Below are 15358 nucleotides of genomic sequence, written 5' to 3'. Positions count from 1 at the left end.
CTTACTTCATCCGGCTGATCACAACGGTAACTTCGGGCTTCTTGCCGATCTCGGTCTTGGCGGTCTGACGCACGATCCGGCGCATCGCCTCTTCCAGCTTGTCATCGTCGCGCAGGGTCTTGGCCTCGGCCCGCATCAGGAACTGGTTCAGGTCTTCCTCCAGCACCTCGACCAAAGCGGCCCGCGAGGTTCCGGTTTCCGGTAGGCCCATCATATCGCACCAGGGTTCGCCCAGCGGCTCGTCCTCTTCATCCAGAATGACTGTGACCGTGACATGCCCGTTCAGCGCCATGCGAATACGGTCGCGGACAATGCCGTCCAGCGCGCCGATCTTGACGGTGCCGTCCAGATAGGTGCGTCCGGTCTCGACATAATCCACAACCTTGGGCGCATTGCCGGTCAGGTCCAACATGGTGCCGTTGACCGCAAGGATACCGGTCCGCCCGCCAGCCTCGGCCAGTTTCGCATGTTCGCGCAGGTGGCGGTGTTCGCCGTGCATCGGGATGACCATCTGAGGGTCAGTCAGCGCATGCACCTTCTCAAGATCAGGCCGGTTGGCGTGGCCCGAGACGTGATACAGCCCCGAGCTGTCATCGACCACATCCACGCCCTTTTCGCTAAGCTGGTTCATGATGAAGATCACGCCGCGCTCGTTTCCGGGAATGGTCTTCGACGAGAACAGGAACAGATCGCCCTCTTTCAGTTCGATCCCGCGATACTTGCCGCGTGCCAGTTGCGCGCTGGCGGCGCGGCGTTCGCCCTGACTGCCGGTCACGATCAGCATCAGGTTCTGGCGCGGCAGGTCCACCGCCTCTTCTGCGCTGATCACCTTGGGGAAGTCCGACAGGATACCGGTTTCCGTCGCCGCCTCGATCATCCGGCGCATGGCGCGGCCCAGCAAAACAACCGAACGCCCGGCCCGCTGCCCGGCCTCTGCCAATGTCTTCACCCGCGCAACGTTCGAGGCAAAAGTGGTGGCCACAACCATACCTTCGGCGCTTTCGACCAGCTTTGTGATCTCGGGCCCAACTTCGGATTCCGATCGTCCGGGATGGGCTGAAAACACATTGGTGCTGTCACAGACCAGCGCCTTGACACCCGATTTGGCAACCTCGGTCCACAGGTCCGGGTCAAACGCTTCCCCCACAACCGGGTTTGCGTCCAGTTTGAAATCGCCCGAATGCACGATCCGGCCCGCAGGCGTGTCGATCACCAAGGCCGCGCTTTCGGGGATCGAATGCGAGACCGGCAGGAAACCCACGGTGAACGGGCCAGCCGAGACCTGCTCGGGCCAGGCCGAGGCGGTGCGCACGGCGTCTTCGGGATGGCCATGTTCGTCCATCTTGCGGCGGGCGATATTGGCGGTGAAAGCACGTGCATAGACCGGCGCGCCAAGTGCTTCGTAACAATGGGCCACGGCGCCCACGTGATCTTCGTGCGCGTGGGTGACAAAGATCGCCTCAAGCCGGTCGGCGCGGTCCTGCAGCCATGAAATATCGGCGTGGATCAGATCAACCCCTGGCGTGGTTTCCATATCGGGAAACGTCACGCCCAGATCGACGAGGATCAGGCGTTCCTTGCCCGGTTCACCATAGCCATACACATAGGCATTCATGCCGATTTCACCGGCCCCGCCCAGCGGCAGGTAGATCAGTCTTTCGCTGCTCATGTCGAGCCATTTTCCTTGTTATAGCGATGGATCACGGTCAGGCCGTGCATCGTCAGATCATCTTCGATTGCGTCGAACCCCACGTCTGCCTGATCGAACAAGGGTGCGAGCCCTCCGGTTCCAACGACTTTCATCGGCATTCCGTATTCGGTCTTGATGCGGGCAATCAGCCCCTCGATCAGTCCGGAATAGCCCCAATACACGCCCGACTGGATACAGCCAACCGTATTCGTGCCAATCACTTTGTCCGGCCGCGTAATGTCGATATGCGGCAACGCCGCAGCGCCCTGATGCAAAGCCTCCAGGCTGAGGTTCACCCCCGGCGCAATGATGCCGCCGACATAAGCGCCGTCGGCGGCCACGACGTCGAAATTGGTTGCGGTGCCGAAATCCACCACCACCACATTGCCGCCATGCCGGTCAAACGCCCCGACCGCGTTGGCCAGACGATCCGGGCCAGGCACGGTGCCTTCATCCACGCGGGGCGTCACAGGCAACAGGCAATCGGGTTTACCCACCACCCATGGCCGGCAGCCAAAGAACCGATCCGCAAATATACGAAGGTTGAACACCACGCGCGGCACGGTCGAGGCGATAATCACATCCGTGATCTCGGCCTCGATGCCGTAATGTTTCACCAGCGTCGAATACCATGTGAAATAGGCGTCCGCCGTGCGCGAATGATGGGTCGACGTGCGCAGGGTGCACAGGAAGGTTTCGCCATCCCAGATCGAGAATACGGTGTTCGTGTTGCCGCAATCGATGGCCAGAAGCATCTGCGCCCCTTTCAGAAATATACATCCGCCGCGGGAATGCTCACGCGGCCTTTCGCGGTGTTTAGGACAAGGTTGCCCCCCGCGTCCACCGTTTCGAAGGTGCCTACCGTCTCTGACGTTCCGGTACGGGCGGTGATTACCTCACCCAGACGCGCCGCGCGGGCCAGCCAGGCGGTGCGGATCGGCTCGAACCCATAGGTGACAAACTGGGTCTCGTAACGGGCATAGGCGGCGGCGAGTTCGGTCAGGAAATCCTCGGGCGTGACATGGGCCCCGGTTTCGGACAGCAATGAGACGGGGCGCATTGCACCGGGCTCCACCGCCTCGGGGTCTGGGGCCGAGGCCAGATTTACGCCAATGCCGATGGCCAGATGGGCCACGCCGCGCCCCTGCCCGGTGCTTTCCAGCAGGATTCCCGCCAGCTTGCCGCCGTTCAGCAGCACATCGTTGGGCCATTTCAGCGACAGCCCTGCCGCACGCCCGGTCACCGCAACACAGGCGTCAAACAGGGCCAGCGCGGCCACGAAACTGCGCAAAGCCGACTGTTCCGGCGCACCTTGCGGACGCATCAGCAAGGTCGCGGCCAGATTGCCCATGGGGTTCGCCCAGGCCCGCCCGCGCCGTCCGCGCGCTGCGGTTTGGTGATGCGCCATGATCCACACCGGACCACTGGCGTTTGGGGCGATGCGCGCCGCTTCGTTCAGGGTGCTATCAACTTCCTGCACTTCGTGCAGGCCGTAGCCTTGGGGCCATTTGGTCATATCAAAAAGGCCCGGTCGCGCGACCGAGCCCCTCCTTCACAGTGTTCAAGACGATCAGTTGACAAGCGTGGCTGCTGCAGCAGCCGCTGCGCCCTCGACACCGAACTGATAGAATACGCCGGCCAACATCAGGGCTGCCGATCCCATCAGGGCGACCCACAAAACGGGCGATGACCGCGTTTCGATCGGTTCCTCGTTCTCGGCTCCGAAATACATGTAGAATACGATCCGCAGGTAGTAGAACGCACCGATAACCGATGCGATGGCCGAGACGATGACCAGACCCGTCAGACCCGCGCTGACGCCCGCTTGCCAGACCCCGAATTTGGCAAAGAACCCAAGCATCGGCGGCACGCCCGCAAGGCTGAACATCAGGATCAGAACCGCCAGCGCCTTGCCCGGATCATGCCTGGAATACTGGCGCAAGGCGTCGATATCGGTAACGGGTTTGCCATCACGCTCCATCATCAGGATGAAGGCGAAGGTGCCGATATTCATGGTCACGTAGATGGCCAGATACATCAGCATCGCCTTGATGCCCAACTCGGTCCCTGCGGCCAGACCGATCAGCGCATAGCCCATATGCGCAATCGACGAAAACGCCATCAGGCGCTTGATGTCCCGCTGCCCAATAGCGGCGACCGCACCCAGCAGCATCGACAGAACAGACAGCAGCACGATCACTTGTTGCCAGTCTTTCACGATACCACCGAACGCGTCATGCAGCAGCCGGGCGAAAAGGGCCATCGCCGCCACTTTCGGCGCGGTTGCAAAGAACGCGGTAATCGGGGTCGGAGAGCCCTCGTAGACGTCCGGCGTCCACATATGGAACGGCACGGCCGACACTTTGAAGGCCAGACCCGAGATCAGGAAGATCAGACCAAACAGCAACCCGATTGAGACATCTCCGACCTGTACAGTCGCGATGATGCCCGAAAACAGGGTGGTTCCGGTGAAGCCATAAACCAGCGATGCGCCATATAGCAGAAGGCCCGAGCTGAGCGCGCCCAGCACGAAATACTTCAAACCGGCCTCGGTCGATTTCGCACTGTCGCGGCGCAGCGCGGCCACGACGTAAAGGGCCAAGGATTGCAACTCCAGCCCCATATACAGCGACATCAGATCGCCTGCGCTGACCATCATCATCATGCCCACAGCGGCCAGGGCCACCAGCAACGGATACTCAAAGCGCAGCAGGCCCCGGCGGGCCATGTATTCCTGGCTCATGACCAGAACGGCGGCGGCGGATAGCAGGATCGCGACCTTGGCAAAGCGGGCAAAGCCGTCATCGACGAACATGCCGTTGAAGGCCACGTTGGTGCCGTCACCATTGGTGGCAATCCAGATCGCCAACAGCGCCATCAGGCCAGCGGTGGTCCAGACCAGAACCGGGGCCAGCCCGTCTTTCGTCGTATAGACGGCCCCGATCAGGGCCACCATCGCATATACGGCCAGAACGATTTCCGGCAGGATTATTGTCAGATCAGCCTGGATCATGTCTCCAAAGCCTCCTTAATGCGAGGCGGCCGTCTGGGTCGCAGCCTCAGCCGCGGCCAGAGCCGTGTCATAGTTCGAAATCAGCGCGGCGGTCGAGTTGCCGATCACATCCGTGACCAGCGATGGGTAGACGCCCAGCAAGATGGTCATCACGATCAGCGGCGCAAAGATCAGCCGCTCGCGCGAGCTCATGTCCGTCATCGCCTTGAGGCTTTCCTTGATCAGATCGCCAAACACCACCCGGCGGTACAGCCACAGCGCATAGCCAGCCGAGAAGATCACACCGGTCGCGGCCACGGCCGTCACCCACGTGTTGACCTGGAAGGCGCCCATCAGGGTCAGGAACTCTCCGATGAAGCCCGACGTTCCCGGCAGGCCGACATTGGCCATGGTGAACAGCATGAAGACCAATGCATAGGCGGGCATCCGGATCACGAGACCGCCATAGGCCTCGATGTCACGGGTGTGCATCCGATCATAGATCACGCCGACGCACAGGAAGAGCGCGGCGGAGATGAACCCGTGGCTCAGCATCTGGAAGATCGCGCCGTCAATACCCTGCTGGTTCGCCGCAAAAATCCCCATGGTGACAAAGCCCATATGCGCGACCGAGGAATAGGCAATCAGCTTCTTCATATCCTCCTGCACCAGCGCGACCAGCGAGGTGTAGACCACTGCAATCGCCGACATCCACAGCACCAGATCGGTCATCACGGCCGAGCCAACCGGAAACATCGGCAGGCTGAACCGCAGAAAGCCATAGCCGCCCATCTTCAACAGGATCGCCGCCAGCACCACGGAACCCGCCGTCGGGGCCTGCACGTGCGCATCCGGCAGCCAGGTGTGGACTGGCCACATCGGCATCTTCACCGCGAACGAGGCAAAGAAAGCAAGGAACATCAGCGTCTGCATGCCGCCGACGATATAGACGCCCAACACGCTGAACCCTTCGGAGGAGAACTGATGGGTCATCAGCGCCTCGATATCCGTGGTGCCCGCATCGGCATACATCGCCACCATCGCCACCAGCATCAGCACCGAGCCGAGGAAGGTATAGAGGAAGAATTTGAAGCTGGCATAGATACGGTCCTTGCCGCCCCAGATGCCGATGATCAGGAACATCGGGATCAGGCCTGCCTCGAAGAACAGGTAGAACAGCACCAGATCCAGCGCCATGAACACGCCCAGCATCAGCGTTTCCAGCAGCAGGAAGGCGACCATGTATTCCTTGACGCGATCCGTCACCTGCCAGCTGGCCAGAATGGTCAGCGGCATGATGAATGTGGTCAGCAGCACGAACAGAACGCTGATCCCATCAACGCCCATCTTGTATTTCAGGCCCAGCAGCCATTCACCCTCTTCCACCATCTGAAAGCCGGTGTCGTTGGGGTCAAAGCCGGTGTAGATGCCGATCGAGACAAGGAAGGTCACCGTGGTCGCCAGCAGCGCGACCCATTTGGCATTGCGTTGCGCCGCCGCGTCGTTGCCGTGCAGGAACAGAGCCAGAATGCCCGCTGCGATGGCCGGGATGAAGGTGACGATGGAAAGGATATTGTCCATTACAGCGCCCCTCCGCCGATCGACATCCAGGTCACAAGGGCGGCGATGCCCAGCACCATCCAGAAGGCATAGGTGAAGATGTACCCGGTCTGCGCCTTGCCTGCGAGGCGGGTGAAGAAGGGAACAACGCCCATGGCTACTCCGTTCAGGAAACCGTCGATTGTATTGCCGTCGCCGCGTTTCCAAAGGAACCGGCCAAGGGCCACGGTGGGTTTGACAAAGACCGCATCATAGATCTCGTCAAAGTACCATTTGTTCAGCAGGAACAGATACAACGGACGCTGGTTTGCGGCCAAGCGTGCGGGCAACGTGGTGTTCACGATGTAGAACCAATAGGCCACGACAAAGCCCAACAGCATCGCCACGAAGGGCGAGACCTTGACCCATTTCGGAACCGCATGGGCATCGTCCAGCACGGTATTGTCGGGTGCGATATACAGCGCGCCCTCGCCCGGCTCACCCGCAAACACGTAGTGATGGTCGCCGCCATGGGCGTCTTTCTCTCCATGGCTGCCATCCGCATGACTCTCATCTGCATGTGCGTCATCCGCGTGGCCTTCGTCCCCATGATGCGCATCAGCGGTGCCGTCGGCGACGTGCTCGGCATGAGTCGCATCATCATGCCCTTCGGCGTGTTCGGATGCTTCGGCTACGGGGATGCCATAGAACTTGCCAACCTTATCGGTATGGCCAAAGAAGTTGCTATACCAGATCATCCCGGCAAAAACGGCCCCGATAGACAGCGCGCCAAGCGGGATCAGCATGGTCAACGGGCTTTCATGGGCGTGGTCATGCGTGTGCTTGTCACCGCGCGGCTCACCATAGAAGGTCAGAAAGATCAGACGCCAGCTGTAGAACGAGGTAAAGACAGCGGCAATCACCAGCATCCAGAAGGCATAGCCCGTTCCACCGGCAAAGGCGCTTTCGATGATGGCGTCCTTGGACAGGAACCCGGCAAAGCCGAACGTGGTCAGCGGGATCCCCACACCGGTGATCGCCAGCGTGCCGATCATCATCGCCCAGAAGGTATAGGGGATCTTCTTCCGCAGCCCGCCGTATTCGGTCATCTCCTGCTCGTGATGCATGGCATGGATCACCGAACCCGCACCAAGAAACAACAGCGCCTTGAAGAAGGCGTGCGTCAGCAGGTGGAACATCGCCGCCGAGTACATGCCGACGCCCGCCGCCACGAACATATAGCCCAGTTGCGAACAGGTCGAATAGGCGATGACGCGTTTGATATCGGTTTGCACCAGACCCACGGTCGCCGCAAAGAAGGCGGTCGAGGCCCCAAGGAAGGTGATGAACGCGGTGGCGCCCGGCGCGAACTCCATCAACGGCGACATGCGGCAGACCAGGAACACACCCGCCGTCACCATGGTCGCAGCGTGGATCAGCGCCGACACCGGCGTCGGGCCCTCCATCGCGTCCGGCAACCAGGTGTGCAGGATCAACTGCGCAGATTTCCCCATCGCGCCGATGAACAGCAGGACGCAGATCACCTCAATCGCGGTCCACTCCCCCCAAAGGAAGGTCAGTTGCGTTTCGGCCAGCGTCGGGGCCGAGGCGAAAACGTCCGAGAAATTGATGCTGTCGGTCAGGAAGAAAATCGCGAAGATCCCCAAAGCAAAGCCGAAATCGCCGACGCGGTTGACGATAAACGCCTTCATCGCCGCCGCATTGGCGCTGGATTTGCGGTAATAAAATCCGATCAGCAGGTAGGACGCGACGCCCACGCCCTCCCAGCCAAAGAACATCTGCACCAGATTGTCCGCCGTCACCAGCATCAGCATCGCGAAGGTGAAGAAGGACAGATAGGCAAAGAAACGCGGCTTGTAGCTTTCACCCTCACGCCATTGCGGGTCGTGGTCCATGTAGCCGAAGGAGTAAAGGTGCACGAGGGCCGAGACCGTCGTCACCACAATCAGCATGATCGCGGTCAGCCGGTCCAGACGGATCGCCCAGCTTGTCGACAGCGAGCCGCTCTCGATCCAGCGCAGGATTTCGATCTGCTGGGTCTGGCCATCGAAGGTCAGGAAGACGATCCACGACAGCAGACAGGCGAGGAACAGGAGGCCCGTGGCGGTCCACATGGCGGCCTTTTCGCCAATAAAGCGCCAGCCAAACCCGCAGAGCAGCGCGCCCACCAACGGGGCAAAGAGGATGGTGGTTTCCATAGTTCTCTTAGCCCTTCATCATATTGACGTCTTCAACCGCGATAGTGCCACGGTTGCGGAAGAAACAGACCAGAATGGCCAGACCAATAGCCGCCTCGGCCGCCGCAACAGTCAGCACGAACAGCGTGAACACTTGCCCGACCAGATCGCCGAGGAAGCTGGAAAACGCCACAAGGTTGATATTCACCGCCAGCAGCATCAACTCGATGCTCATCAGCAGGATGATGACGTTCTTGCGGTTCAGGAAGAGACCGAAGATGCCGATGACGAACAGCGTCGCCGCGACCGTAAGATAGTGTTCAAGTCCGATCATAGACCTGCTCCTCGGGACTCTGGGTAGTAGATTTTGCAGCCGTTGAATGGGTCATAACGGTTGCGGCGCTTCATGTTTGCGATTTGTTGCTCAACACTAAGAGAAACTTTGTAGTCGTTCTCGTAAGCTATCGATACCAGTTCAGCCGCAGATGTAATTTCTCGCACGTCTATAGCTCCAATGGGGACTTGTATCAGATCCACGAGTTCATCACGCCATCCGTTGGGCTGATCAAGGTTTTCAGCTCCCAAGATCGACACAACTTCTGCTCGATGGCAGTCCGCAAACAAAAGCCTTTCGAAAATACCACCGCATGAGGTCGTAAGGGTGACTCGTTGAGCAACTCGCTTGCCGCCTAAATCAACGATCTTTCCACCGTATAACTTATGGTGCTTATAGTCTTCAGCGTGCTGAAAGCTCCCATCAGGTGCCACCGAAACTGGTTGATCTCTCCAAGTAAGGTCTTCTTCAAGGCTGCAAGCAAAGGCGCTTCCAGCAGACACAACAAAAGCAAATGCTATGAATACTTCACGCATCACAACCCCTGCCCCGGTTTCACGTCCTTCAACTCCATCGCCTTGGCCGGGTCGCGCATCATCTGGCCGATGATGTCTTGACGCTTGATGTCCTGACGGTGGCGCAGTGTCAGAACGATGGCACCGATCATGGCCACCAGCAGGATCAGGCCCGCAAGCTGGAACAGAAGGAAATATTGATCATACAGGATGACACCCAGTGCCTCGGTATTGTGGCGGTCCGCCGGGACCGGCTGCGCCAGATTGGCGGCGGCACCCTGCGCGCTTTCCCATGCGCCGAAGGCCATGACGAACTGCATCAGAATGACCAGACCGATCAGTAGGGCCAGCGGCATATAGCGGGCCATCTCGGCCTTCAGCTCGGCAAAATCCACGTCCAGCATCATCACCACGAACAGAAACAGAACCGCGACCGCGCCCACATAGACGATGATCAGCAGCATCGCCACGAACTCGGCCCCCAGCAGCACGAACAGCCCCGCCGCCGACAGGAAGGACAGGATCAGCCACAGCACCGAATGCACCGGCTGACGGCTGATCACAGTGAACAGCCCGCCGGTTATGGCGCTGATGGCAAACAGGTAGAAGGCAAAGACGGTCATTGATCCTCATCCTCGTTGTCGCCCATGACTTCTTGCGCCAGATCCAGCGCGCGGGTCATGGCCGGGATGCCGGCAAAGACCGACATCTGACCGATCGTTTCCACGATCTCTTGTTTCTTAGCACCCGCCTCCAGTGCATGGCGCACGGTCTGACGCACCGCTGAATCCGCCTGTGCGCCCTGACAGGTCAGCCCGGCCAGCGTCAGCAGCAGGCGGGTCTTGGCATCCAGCCCGTCCTTGTTGACGGTATTGCCGAACATCATCTCCATGACCTCTTTGGGCATGGTCGGCCACAGCGCCTCGAACCCCTTGGGCGAGAATTTCTCCATCGCCGGGTTCATCGCCTTGGCCATGTCCTGAGCCTGCTTCATCATCAGCTCGAACGGATTTGTCGGGCTGTCAGTCATCGGTACGGCGCGTCCAGTTCCAGATTGCGGGCGATCTCGGCCTCCCAGCGTTCGCCGTTCGACAGGAGTTTTTCCTTGTCGTAGAACAGCTCTTCCCGAGTTTCCGTGGCGAATTCGAAGTTCGGGCCTTCGACGATGGCATCGACCGGGCAGGCCTCTTGGCAGAAGCCACAATAGATGCATTTGGTCATGTCAATGTCATAGCGCGTAGTGCGGCGGCTACCGTCTTCGCGCGGTTCGGCGTCGATGGTGATGGCTTGCGCCGGGCAGATCGCCTCGCACAGTTTGCAGGCAATGCAGCGTTCTTCGCCGTTCGGATAGCGGCGCAGCGCATGTTCACCCCGGAAGCGCGGGGACAGAGGGCCCTTTTCATGCGGATAGTTCACGGTGGCCTTGGGGGCGAAGAAGTACTTCAGGCCCAGCTTCATGCCGACCCAGAAGTCTTGCAGCAGGAAGTACTTGGCAGCGCGGGTGTAGTCGATGTTTGCCATATCAGCCTCCTACGCTCCAACGGGCGAACGCGCCCCAGAACCAGTCGAATTTCGCCGCAAAGGCCACGAAGACCACCCAGACCAGCGAGAACGGCAGGAAGACTTTCCAGCCCAACCGCATCAGTTGGTCATAGCGGTAGCGAGGCGTGATTGCCTTGACCATTGCGAAGATGAAGAAGAAGAACGCCATCTTGGCGACCATCCACAGCACGCCATCGGGCAGGCCCGGAATTGGGGACAGCCAGCCGCCGAAGAACAGCAGCGAGGTCAGGGCGCACATCAGGAAGATGGCGATGTATTCACCCGCCATGAACAACAGGAAGGGCGTCGCCGAGTATTCGACCTGATAGCCAGCAACCAGTTCCGATTCCGCCTCGGGCAGGTCAAAGGGCGGACGGTTGGTTTCGGCCAGTGCCGAGATGAAGAACAGGAACACCATCGGGAAATGCGGCAGCCAGTACCAGCTGAAGAAGCCGAACGAGCCGTCCTGCGCGCGTACGATATCGCCAAAGTTCATCGAACCGGTCGAGATGATGATGCCGATGATGATCAGACCGATCGAGACCTCGTAGGAAATCATCTGCGCGGCTGAGCGCAGCGAGCCGAGGAACGGGTACTTTGAGTTCGACGCCCAACCGCCCATGATCACGCCATAAACCTCAAGTGAGGAGACGGCGAAGACGTACAGAATGGCGACGTTGATATCCGACAGGACCCAACCGTCGTTGAACGGGATCACCGCCCAGGCGATCATCGCCAGCACGAAGGATGTCAGCGGCGCGAGGATGAACACCGTTCGGTCGGCCCCCGCCGGGATGACGACCTCTTTCACCACATATTTCAGCGCGTCCGCCACAGATTGCAGCAAGCCGTATGCACCGACAACGTTCGGGCCGCGACGCATCTGGACAGCAGCCCAGATCTTGCGGTCGCCATAAACAAGGAACAACAGCGAAATCATCACAAAGGCAACAACGGCAAGCACTTGCGCCAGTATGATGATGGCTATTCCGCCTGGGGTGTTAAAGAATTCAGCCATTGGTCCTCACACCGTGGGTATTCCGTTTTCCGCCTGCGTCACGATAGTCGCGAGGCAGCAGCTGGGTCGGCGCGTAGGTGTAAACAGCATCCGCCGCCCTCGCGCTACCCTTTTTCTTTGGTTCCACATTCACGCCCCGCGCGGTGACCTGCCGAAAGGCAGCCGCGCTGGTTGGCGATATGAAACAGCTCTGGTTCATTCCGCAGCGATCTTTTCGGCCTTGCGCGCCTGCGCTTGCGCCGACAGCTCGGCCATCAGTTGCGAGGCGCGGGCGATTGGGTTGGTCAGGTAGAAATCCTGGATCGCGTGGCGGAAGCTGGCTTGGCCCAGGGGGCCTGCCTCGAGCGGTTGAAATTCGTTCTCGATCACCTCGTCGATGCGGGCCAGATGCGGAACCGCCTCGATCAGTGCGGTGCGCAGTTGCGCCAGCGAGTCATAAGGCAGTGTCGCCCCCAATTCGGCCGACAATGCGCGCAGGATGGCCCAGTTCTCTTTGGCGTCCCCCGGCGCGAACCCGGCGCGCATCGCCAGTTGCGGGCGGCCTTCGGTGTTCACGAACAGACCGTTTTCCTCGGTATAGGCCGCGCCCGGCAGGATCACGTCGGCACGATGCGCGCCCCGGTCGCCGTGGCTGCCTTGGTAGATCACAAAGGCCCCTTCATCGATCTCGACCTCATCCGCGCCCAGGTTATAGATTACCTCGGCCCCTTCGAATGCAGCCTCAAGCCCGCCTTCCGTCACAGCACCAACATCCATTGCACCAACACGGGCGGCAGCGCTGTGCAGGATCATAAGCTTACCATTGGTCCGCGCGGCTGCCTGCATGGCGTGCCCAAGCACCGCAGCGCCGTCCGCTTCGCGCAACGCACCCATGCCGACAATGATCACCGAGGGCTTTTCCAGAATGTCGTCGAATTCGTGCTTTTGCAGATCGGCCAGCGCATCCCGCCCTTCGCCCATCTGGAAAACGTCATAGGTCAGATCAGCCTGCGGCCCGATATTGGCGATCTTGGCCCCGTTCAGCCACGCCTTTCGGATGCGAGCATTCAACACGGGTGCCTCGTCACGCGGGTTGGCCCCGATCAGCAGGATATATTTTGCATCATCAACATCTTCGATCGACGCCGTCCCGACATAGCCCGACCGGTTGCCTGCAGGCAGGCGCGCATTGTCCACACGGCATTCAATATTGCCGTCCAGACCTTCGACCAGTTGCTTCAACGCAAAAGCCGCCTCGACCGGAACAAGATCACCGACCAGCGCTGCAACCTTCTTGCCCTTCATCGCCTCGGCGGCCTTGGTCAAAGCCTCAGGCCATGAAGCCGGGCGCAGCTTGCCGTTTTCACGCACATAGGGCTTGTCCAGGCGCTGGCGCCGCAGACCGTCCCAGACGAAACGGGTCTTGTCGCTGATCCACTCCTCATTCACGCCATCATGGTTGCGTGGCAGGAAGCGCATCACTTCGCGCCCTTTGGTGTCCACCCGGATGTTCGAACCCAGAGCATCCATCACATCGATGCTTTCGGTCTTCGTCAGTTCCCAAGGGCGGGCGGTAAAGGCATAGGGTTTCGACGTCAGCGCGCCCACCGGGCACAGGTCGATGATATTGCCCTGCATGTTCGAGTCGAGCGTCTGGTTCAGATACGAGGTGATCTCGGCATCCTCGCCCCGCCCGGTCTGGCCCATCTGGGTGATCCCGGCGACCTCGGTCGTGAAGCGCACGCAGCGGGTGCAACTGATGCAGCGGGTCATCGCGGTGCCGACCAAAGGACCCAAATCCAGATCGTCCACGGCCCGCTTGGCCTCTTTAAAGCGCGAACCGGACACGCCATAGGCCATGGCCTGATCCTGCAGGTCACATTCGCCGCCCTGATCGCAAATCGGGCAATCCAGCGGGTGGTTGATCAGCAGAAACTCCATCACCCCCTCGCGGGCCTTCTTGACCATGGGAGAGTTCGTCTTGACTTGCGGTGCCTGCCCTTCCGGCCCCGGACGCAGGTCACGCACCTGCATGGCGCAGGATGCGGCAGGCTTCGGCGGGCCGCCCACGACCTCAACCAGACACATGCGGCAGTTCCCGGCGATCGAGAGGCGTTCGTGATAGCAAAACCGTGGAATCTCGATCCCGGCCTCTTCACAGGCCTGGATCAGGGTCATCGAACCATCGACTTCAATCTCCTGTCCGTCGATATTCACTTTCCGAAGGTCAGACATGGTCTAGTTCGCCCTCAAATACACGCCAATGGCGCTGTTTCTTTCGATTTCCGCCCGCCCCAGCGTGCAGAATGAATTTGGTTTGTCGTACGAGACACCGTTCTGCGCCAGATACGCCTCGCCCTTGGCGCGCATCCGGTCCTTTTCGGCATCCGATTCGACGTAAGCCCGGATCTCCGTGTCCGAATACCCCAGTTCATTGGCTTTGGACCGCAACCCCCACATCACGCCAATCGCTTTCAGACGCCGCCCGCTGATCGAGGGGCAGTATTCGGAGATCTCGTTTGCGATGGCGATATAATAAAGCTCGTTGTCGATCTCAGCGACGTCGCTTAGCGGAGGTTTGGCCTGAACCGCGCCCGGCACGGTCATCAGCGCGGCAACTGCCAGAGTTTTTGCAACAGACATGATCGTTCCTTTTGTTTTGTGTTCCCCAAAACAAAGGTCGGCCGATCTGCTATGCGATAACAGACGCGACAACATGCCGTGATATGCAAGAACGCGCGTCATGGTCTTTGGCAGGTTCCTGCAAAGGCCAGCTTGTCGTTGTCAATCCGCAGCTGCTGCGGATCCGTATCCGGCCCCACCTTCCACGCGATACGGGATGAGCCGAAATTCTGCACGCAGTATTTGATCCCTTCATACCGCCCGGCCTCACGCGCGCCGTTCAGGGAAGCTGATACACCGTTGACGACGATGGTGAACTCGGTCGGTGCCCTTTTCTTATCGACGGCTTTGGCCTTGGTTCTGAAGTAATTGCCTTCGAACAAAACCCGGTCACTTCGGGATGTCGTGATCGTGCTGCAAGCCGTCAGCAACGTCAAAGTCGCGATGGTCAGGCATGTCGTGGCCCGGCTTGCTTTCGCAAACCTTTGATTTCTATAACTCATTCCCATCACAGTGCAGCCACCAAAGCCATAACCCCAATAACAAACATGCAAGCCCAGGCCAGCACATACAGAACCGAGCGCACACCCGAATGCGGTTTACCAACGCCCCGAATGTGAACCCCCAGCATCACAAGCCGGGCGACCAGCGCAATCGACGCCAACAGGTTGACCCAAAACGGGCTGACCCCCAGCAAAATCGCGGTCACGACAACGATGACAAAAGCGGGCAGTGTTTCCGTGCCGTTCAAATAGGCCCGGTTCAGACGATAGGCCCGGTCCGCATAGTCTTGTTCGGGCGTGGCGCCCGGTGCCAGACCCTTGTTCTGCTTGGCCATGGCGCTGAACGGTGCAAGCAACAACACAACCAGCGTGAAGATCACCAGCGAGGCCAGGGCATGAGCGTATTCGGCAAAACCTTCCATTCGA

16 protein-coding genes are annotated in these 15358 nt (G+C 59.8%); all 16 read right to left on the bottom strand.

Annotated features, from left to right (window positions below; translation table 11 throughout):
• Position 1: 1 nt before the first annotated feature.
• The 16 genes from ACR0KX_RS04510 to ACR0KX_RS04435 all read right to left on the bottom strand — a co-directional run bounded on the left by ACR0KX_RS04510 (position 2) and on the right by ACR0KX_RS04435 (position 15354).
• A complete protein-coding gene (locus tag ACR0KX_RS04510; protein WP_170621387.1) occupies positions 2-1669 on the bottom strand; it encodes a ribonuclease J in 1668 nt (555 codons plus the stop codon).
• A complete protein-coding gene (locus ACR0KX_RS04505; RefSeq protein ID WP_170451910.1) occupies positions 1666-2445 on the bottom strand; it encodes a type III pantothenate kinase in 780 nt (259 codons plus the stop codon). The genes ACR0KX_RS04510 and ACR0KX_RS04505 overlap by 4 nt, the downstream gene beginning before the upstream one ends.
• An 11-nt stretch (positions 2446-2456) precedes the next feature.
• Positions 2457-3206: a biotin--[acetyl-CoA-carboxylase] ligase gene (locus ACR0KX_RS04500; RefSeq protein WP_170621385.1), complete on the bottom strand. Its 750-nt coding sequence runs from the start codon at positions 3204-3206 to the stop codon at positions 2457-2459.
• A 54-nt stretch (positions 3207-3260) separates the two neighbouring features.
• Entirely contained in the window at positions 3261-4703 is a 1443-nt protein-coding gene (gene nuoN / locus ACR0KX_RS04495) for an NADH-quinone oxidoreductase subunit NuoN (protein WP_480707945.1), read from the bottom strand.
• 15 nt (positions 4704-4718) lie between these two features.
• Positions 4719-6263 carry an NADH-quinone oxidoreductase subunit M gene (locus ACR0KX_RS04490; RefSeq protein WP_170451917.1) on the bottom strand — a complete coding sequence of 515 codons (1545 nt, stop codon included), beginning with the start codon at positions 6261-6263 and terminating at the stop codon, positions 4719-4721.
• Positions 6263-8440 (bottom strand): NADH-quinone oxidoreductase subunit L, encoded by a 2178-nt coding sequence (nuoL, locus tag ACR0KX_RS04485; RefSeq protein WP_170621373.1) that lies wholly within the window; start codon positions 8438-8440, stop codon positions 6263-6265. The genes ACR0KX_RS04490 and nuoL overlap by 1 nt, the downstream gene beginning before the upstream one ends.
• Positions 8441-8447: 7 nt before the next feature.
• Positions 8448-8753, bottom strand: a complete 306-nt coding sequence (gene nuoK, locus ACR0KX_RS04480; protein WP_005984024.1) for an NADH-quinone oxidoreductase subunit NuoK — start codon at positions 8751-8753, stop codon at positions 8448-8450.
• Positions 8750-9289 (bottom strand): hypothetical protein, encoded by a 540-nt coding sequence (locus tag ACR0KX_RS04475; protein ID WP_170621371.1) that lies wholly within the window; start codon positions 9287-9289, stop codon positions 8750-8752. The genes nuoK and ACR0KX_RS04475 overlap by 4 nt, the downstream gene beginning before the upstream one ends.
• The gene (locus ACR0KX_RS04470; RefSeq protein ID WP_170451922.1) at positions 9289-9891 is read right to left on the bottom strand and encodes an NADH-quinone oxidoreductase subunit J; all 603 of its coding nucleotides are present in this window, start codon (positions 9889-9891) and stop codon (positions 9289-9291) included. The genes ACR0KX_RS04475 and ACR0KX_RS04470 overlap by 1 nt, the downstream gene beginning before the upstream one ends.
• Positions 9888-10298 (bottom strand): carboxymuconolactone decarboxylase family protein, encoded by a 411-nt coding sequence (locus tag ACR0KX_RS04465; protein WP_480707942.1) that lies wholly within the window; start codon positions 10296-10298, stop codon positions 9888-9890. Before ACR0KX_RS04465 ends, ACR0KX_RS04470 begins: the two co-directional genes overlap by 4 nt.
• Positions 10295-10789, bottom strand: a complete 495-nt coding sequence (nuoI, locus tag ACR0KX_RS04460; RefSeq protein WP_068347504.1) for an NADH-quinone oxidoreductase subunit NuoI — start codon at positions 10787-10789, stop codon at positions 10295-10297. Before nuoI ends, ACR0KX_RS04465 begins: the two co-directional genes overlap by 4 nt.
• Before the next feature lies 1 nt (position 10790).
• Positions 10791-11828: an NADH-quinone oxidoreductase subunit NuoH gene (nuoH, locus tag ACR0KX_RS04455; RefSeq protein ID WP_170451928.1), complete on the bottom strand. Its 1038-nt coding sequence runs from the start codon at positions 11826-11828 to the stop codon at positions 10791-10793.
• A gap of 195 nt (positions 11829-12023) precedes the next feature.
• Complete coding sequence (gene nuoG, locus ACR0KX_RS04450; protein WP_480707940.1) at positions 12024-14042, bottom strand: NADH-quinone oxidoreductase subunit NuoG; 2019 nt, start codon at positions 14040-14042, stop codon at positions 12024-12026.
• Between the two features lie 3 nt (positions 14043-14045).
• Positions 14046-14450, bottom strand: coding sequence for a DUF5333 domain-containing protein (locus ACR0KX_RS04445; protein ID WP_170451932.1), 405 nt, complete (start codon positions 14448-14450; stop codon positions 14046-14048).
• Between the two features lie 98 nt (positions 14451-14548).
• The gene (locus ACR0KX_RS04440) at positions 14549-14932 is read right to left on the bottom strand and encodes a hypothetical protein (protein WP_480582124.1); all 384 of its coding nucleotides are present in this window, start codon (positions 14930-14932) and stop codon (positions 14549-14551) included.
• Positions 14933-14937: 5 nt separating this feature from the next.
• Complete coding sequence (locus ACR0KX_RS04435; RefSeq protein ID WP_170451934.1) at positions 14938-15354, bottom strand: MAPEG family protein; 417 nt, start codon at positions 15352-15354, stop codon at positions 14938-14940.
• Between the last annotated feature and the right edge of the window lie 4 nt (positions 15355-15358).

It is taken from the genome of Ruegeria sp. BG5, assembly GCF_056538425.1.
This window is presented reverse-complemented; position numbering and strand designations above follow the sequence as displayed.

Excerpts from the sequence above, each read along its gene's own strand:
- ACR0KX_RS04510 (WP_170621387.1), bottom strand. The coding sequence starts at position 1,669 with ATGAGCAGCGAAAGACTGATCTACCTGCCGCTGGGCGGGGCCGGTGAA.
- ACR0KX_RS04505 (WP_170451910.1), bottom strand. The coding sequence starts at position 2,445 with ATGCTTCTGGCCATCGATTGCGGCAACACGAACACCGTATTCTCGATC.
- ACR0KX_RS04500 (WP_170621385.1), bottom strand. The coding sequence starts at position 3,206 with ATGACCAAATGGCCCCAAGGCTACGGCCTGCACGAAGTGCAGGAAGTT.
- nuoN (WP_480707945.1), bottom strand. The coding sequence starts at position 4,703 with ATGATCCAGGCTGATCTGACAATAATCCTGCCGGAAATCGTTCTGGCC.
- ACR0KX_RS04490 (WP_170451917.1), bottom strand. The coding sequence starts at position 6,263 with ATGGACAATATCCTTTCCATCGTCACCTTCATCCCGGCCATCGCAGCG.
- nuoL (WP_170621373.1), bottom strand. The coding sequence starts at position 8,440 with ATGGAAACCACCATCCTCTTTGCCCCGTTGGTGGGCGCGCTGCTCTGC.
- nuoK (WP_005984024.1), bottom strand. The coding sequence starts at position 8,753 with ATGATCGGACTTGAACACTATCTTACGGTCGCGGCGACGCTGTTCGTC.
- ACR0KX_RS04475 (WP_170621371.1), bottom strand. The coding sequence starts at position 9,289 with ATGCGTGAAGTATTCATAGCATTTGCTTTTGTTGTGTCTGCTGGAAGC.
- ACR0KX_RS04470 (WP_170451922.1), bottom strand. The coding sequence starts at position 9,891 with ATGACCGTCTTTGCCTTCTACCTGTTTGCCATCAGCGCCATAACCGGC.
- ACR0KX_RS04465 (WP_480707942.1), bottom strand. The coding sequence starts at position 10,298 with ATGACTGACAGCCCGACAAATCCGTTCGAGCTGATGATGAAGCAGGCT.
- nuoI (WP_068347504.1), bottom strand. The coding sequence starts at position 10,789 with ATGGCAAACATCGACTACACCCGCGCTGCCAAGTACTTCCTGCTGCAA.
- nuoH (WP_170451928.1), bottom strand. The coding sequence starts at position 11,828 with ATGGCTGAATTCTTTAACACCCCAGGCGGAATAGCCATCATCATACTG.
- nuoG (WP_480707940.1), bottom strand. The coding sequence starts at position 14,042 with ATGTCTGACCTTCGGAAAGTGAATATCGACGGACAGGAGATTGAAGTC.
- ACR0KX_RS04445 (WP_170451932.1), bottom strand. The coding sequence starts at position 14,450 with ATGTCTGTTGCAAAAACTCTGGCAGTTGCCGCGCTGATGACCGTGCCG.
- ACR0KX_RS04440 (WP_480582124.1), bottom strand. The coding sequence starts at position 14,932 with ATGAGTTATAGAAATCAAAGGTTTGCGAAAGCAAGCCGGGCCACGACA.
- ACR0KX_RS04435 (WP_170451934.1), bottom strand. The coding sequence starts at position 15,354 with ATGGAAGGTTTTGCCGAATACGCTCATGCCCTGGCCTCGCTGGTGATC.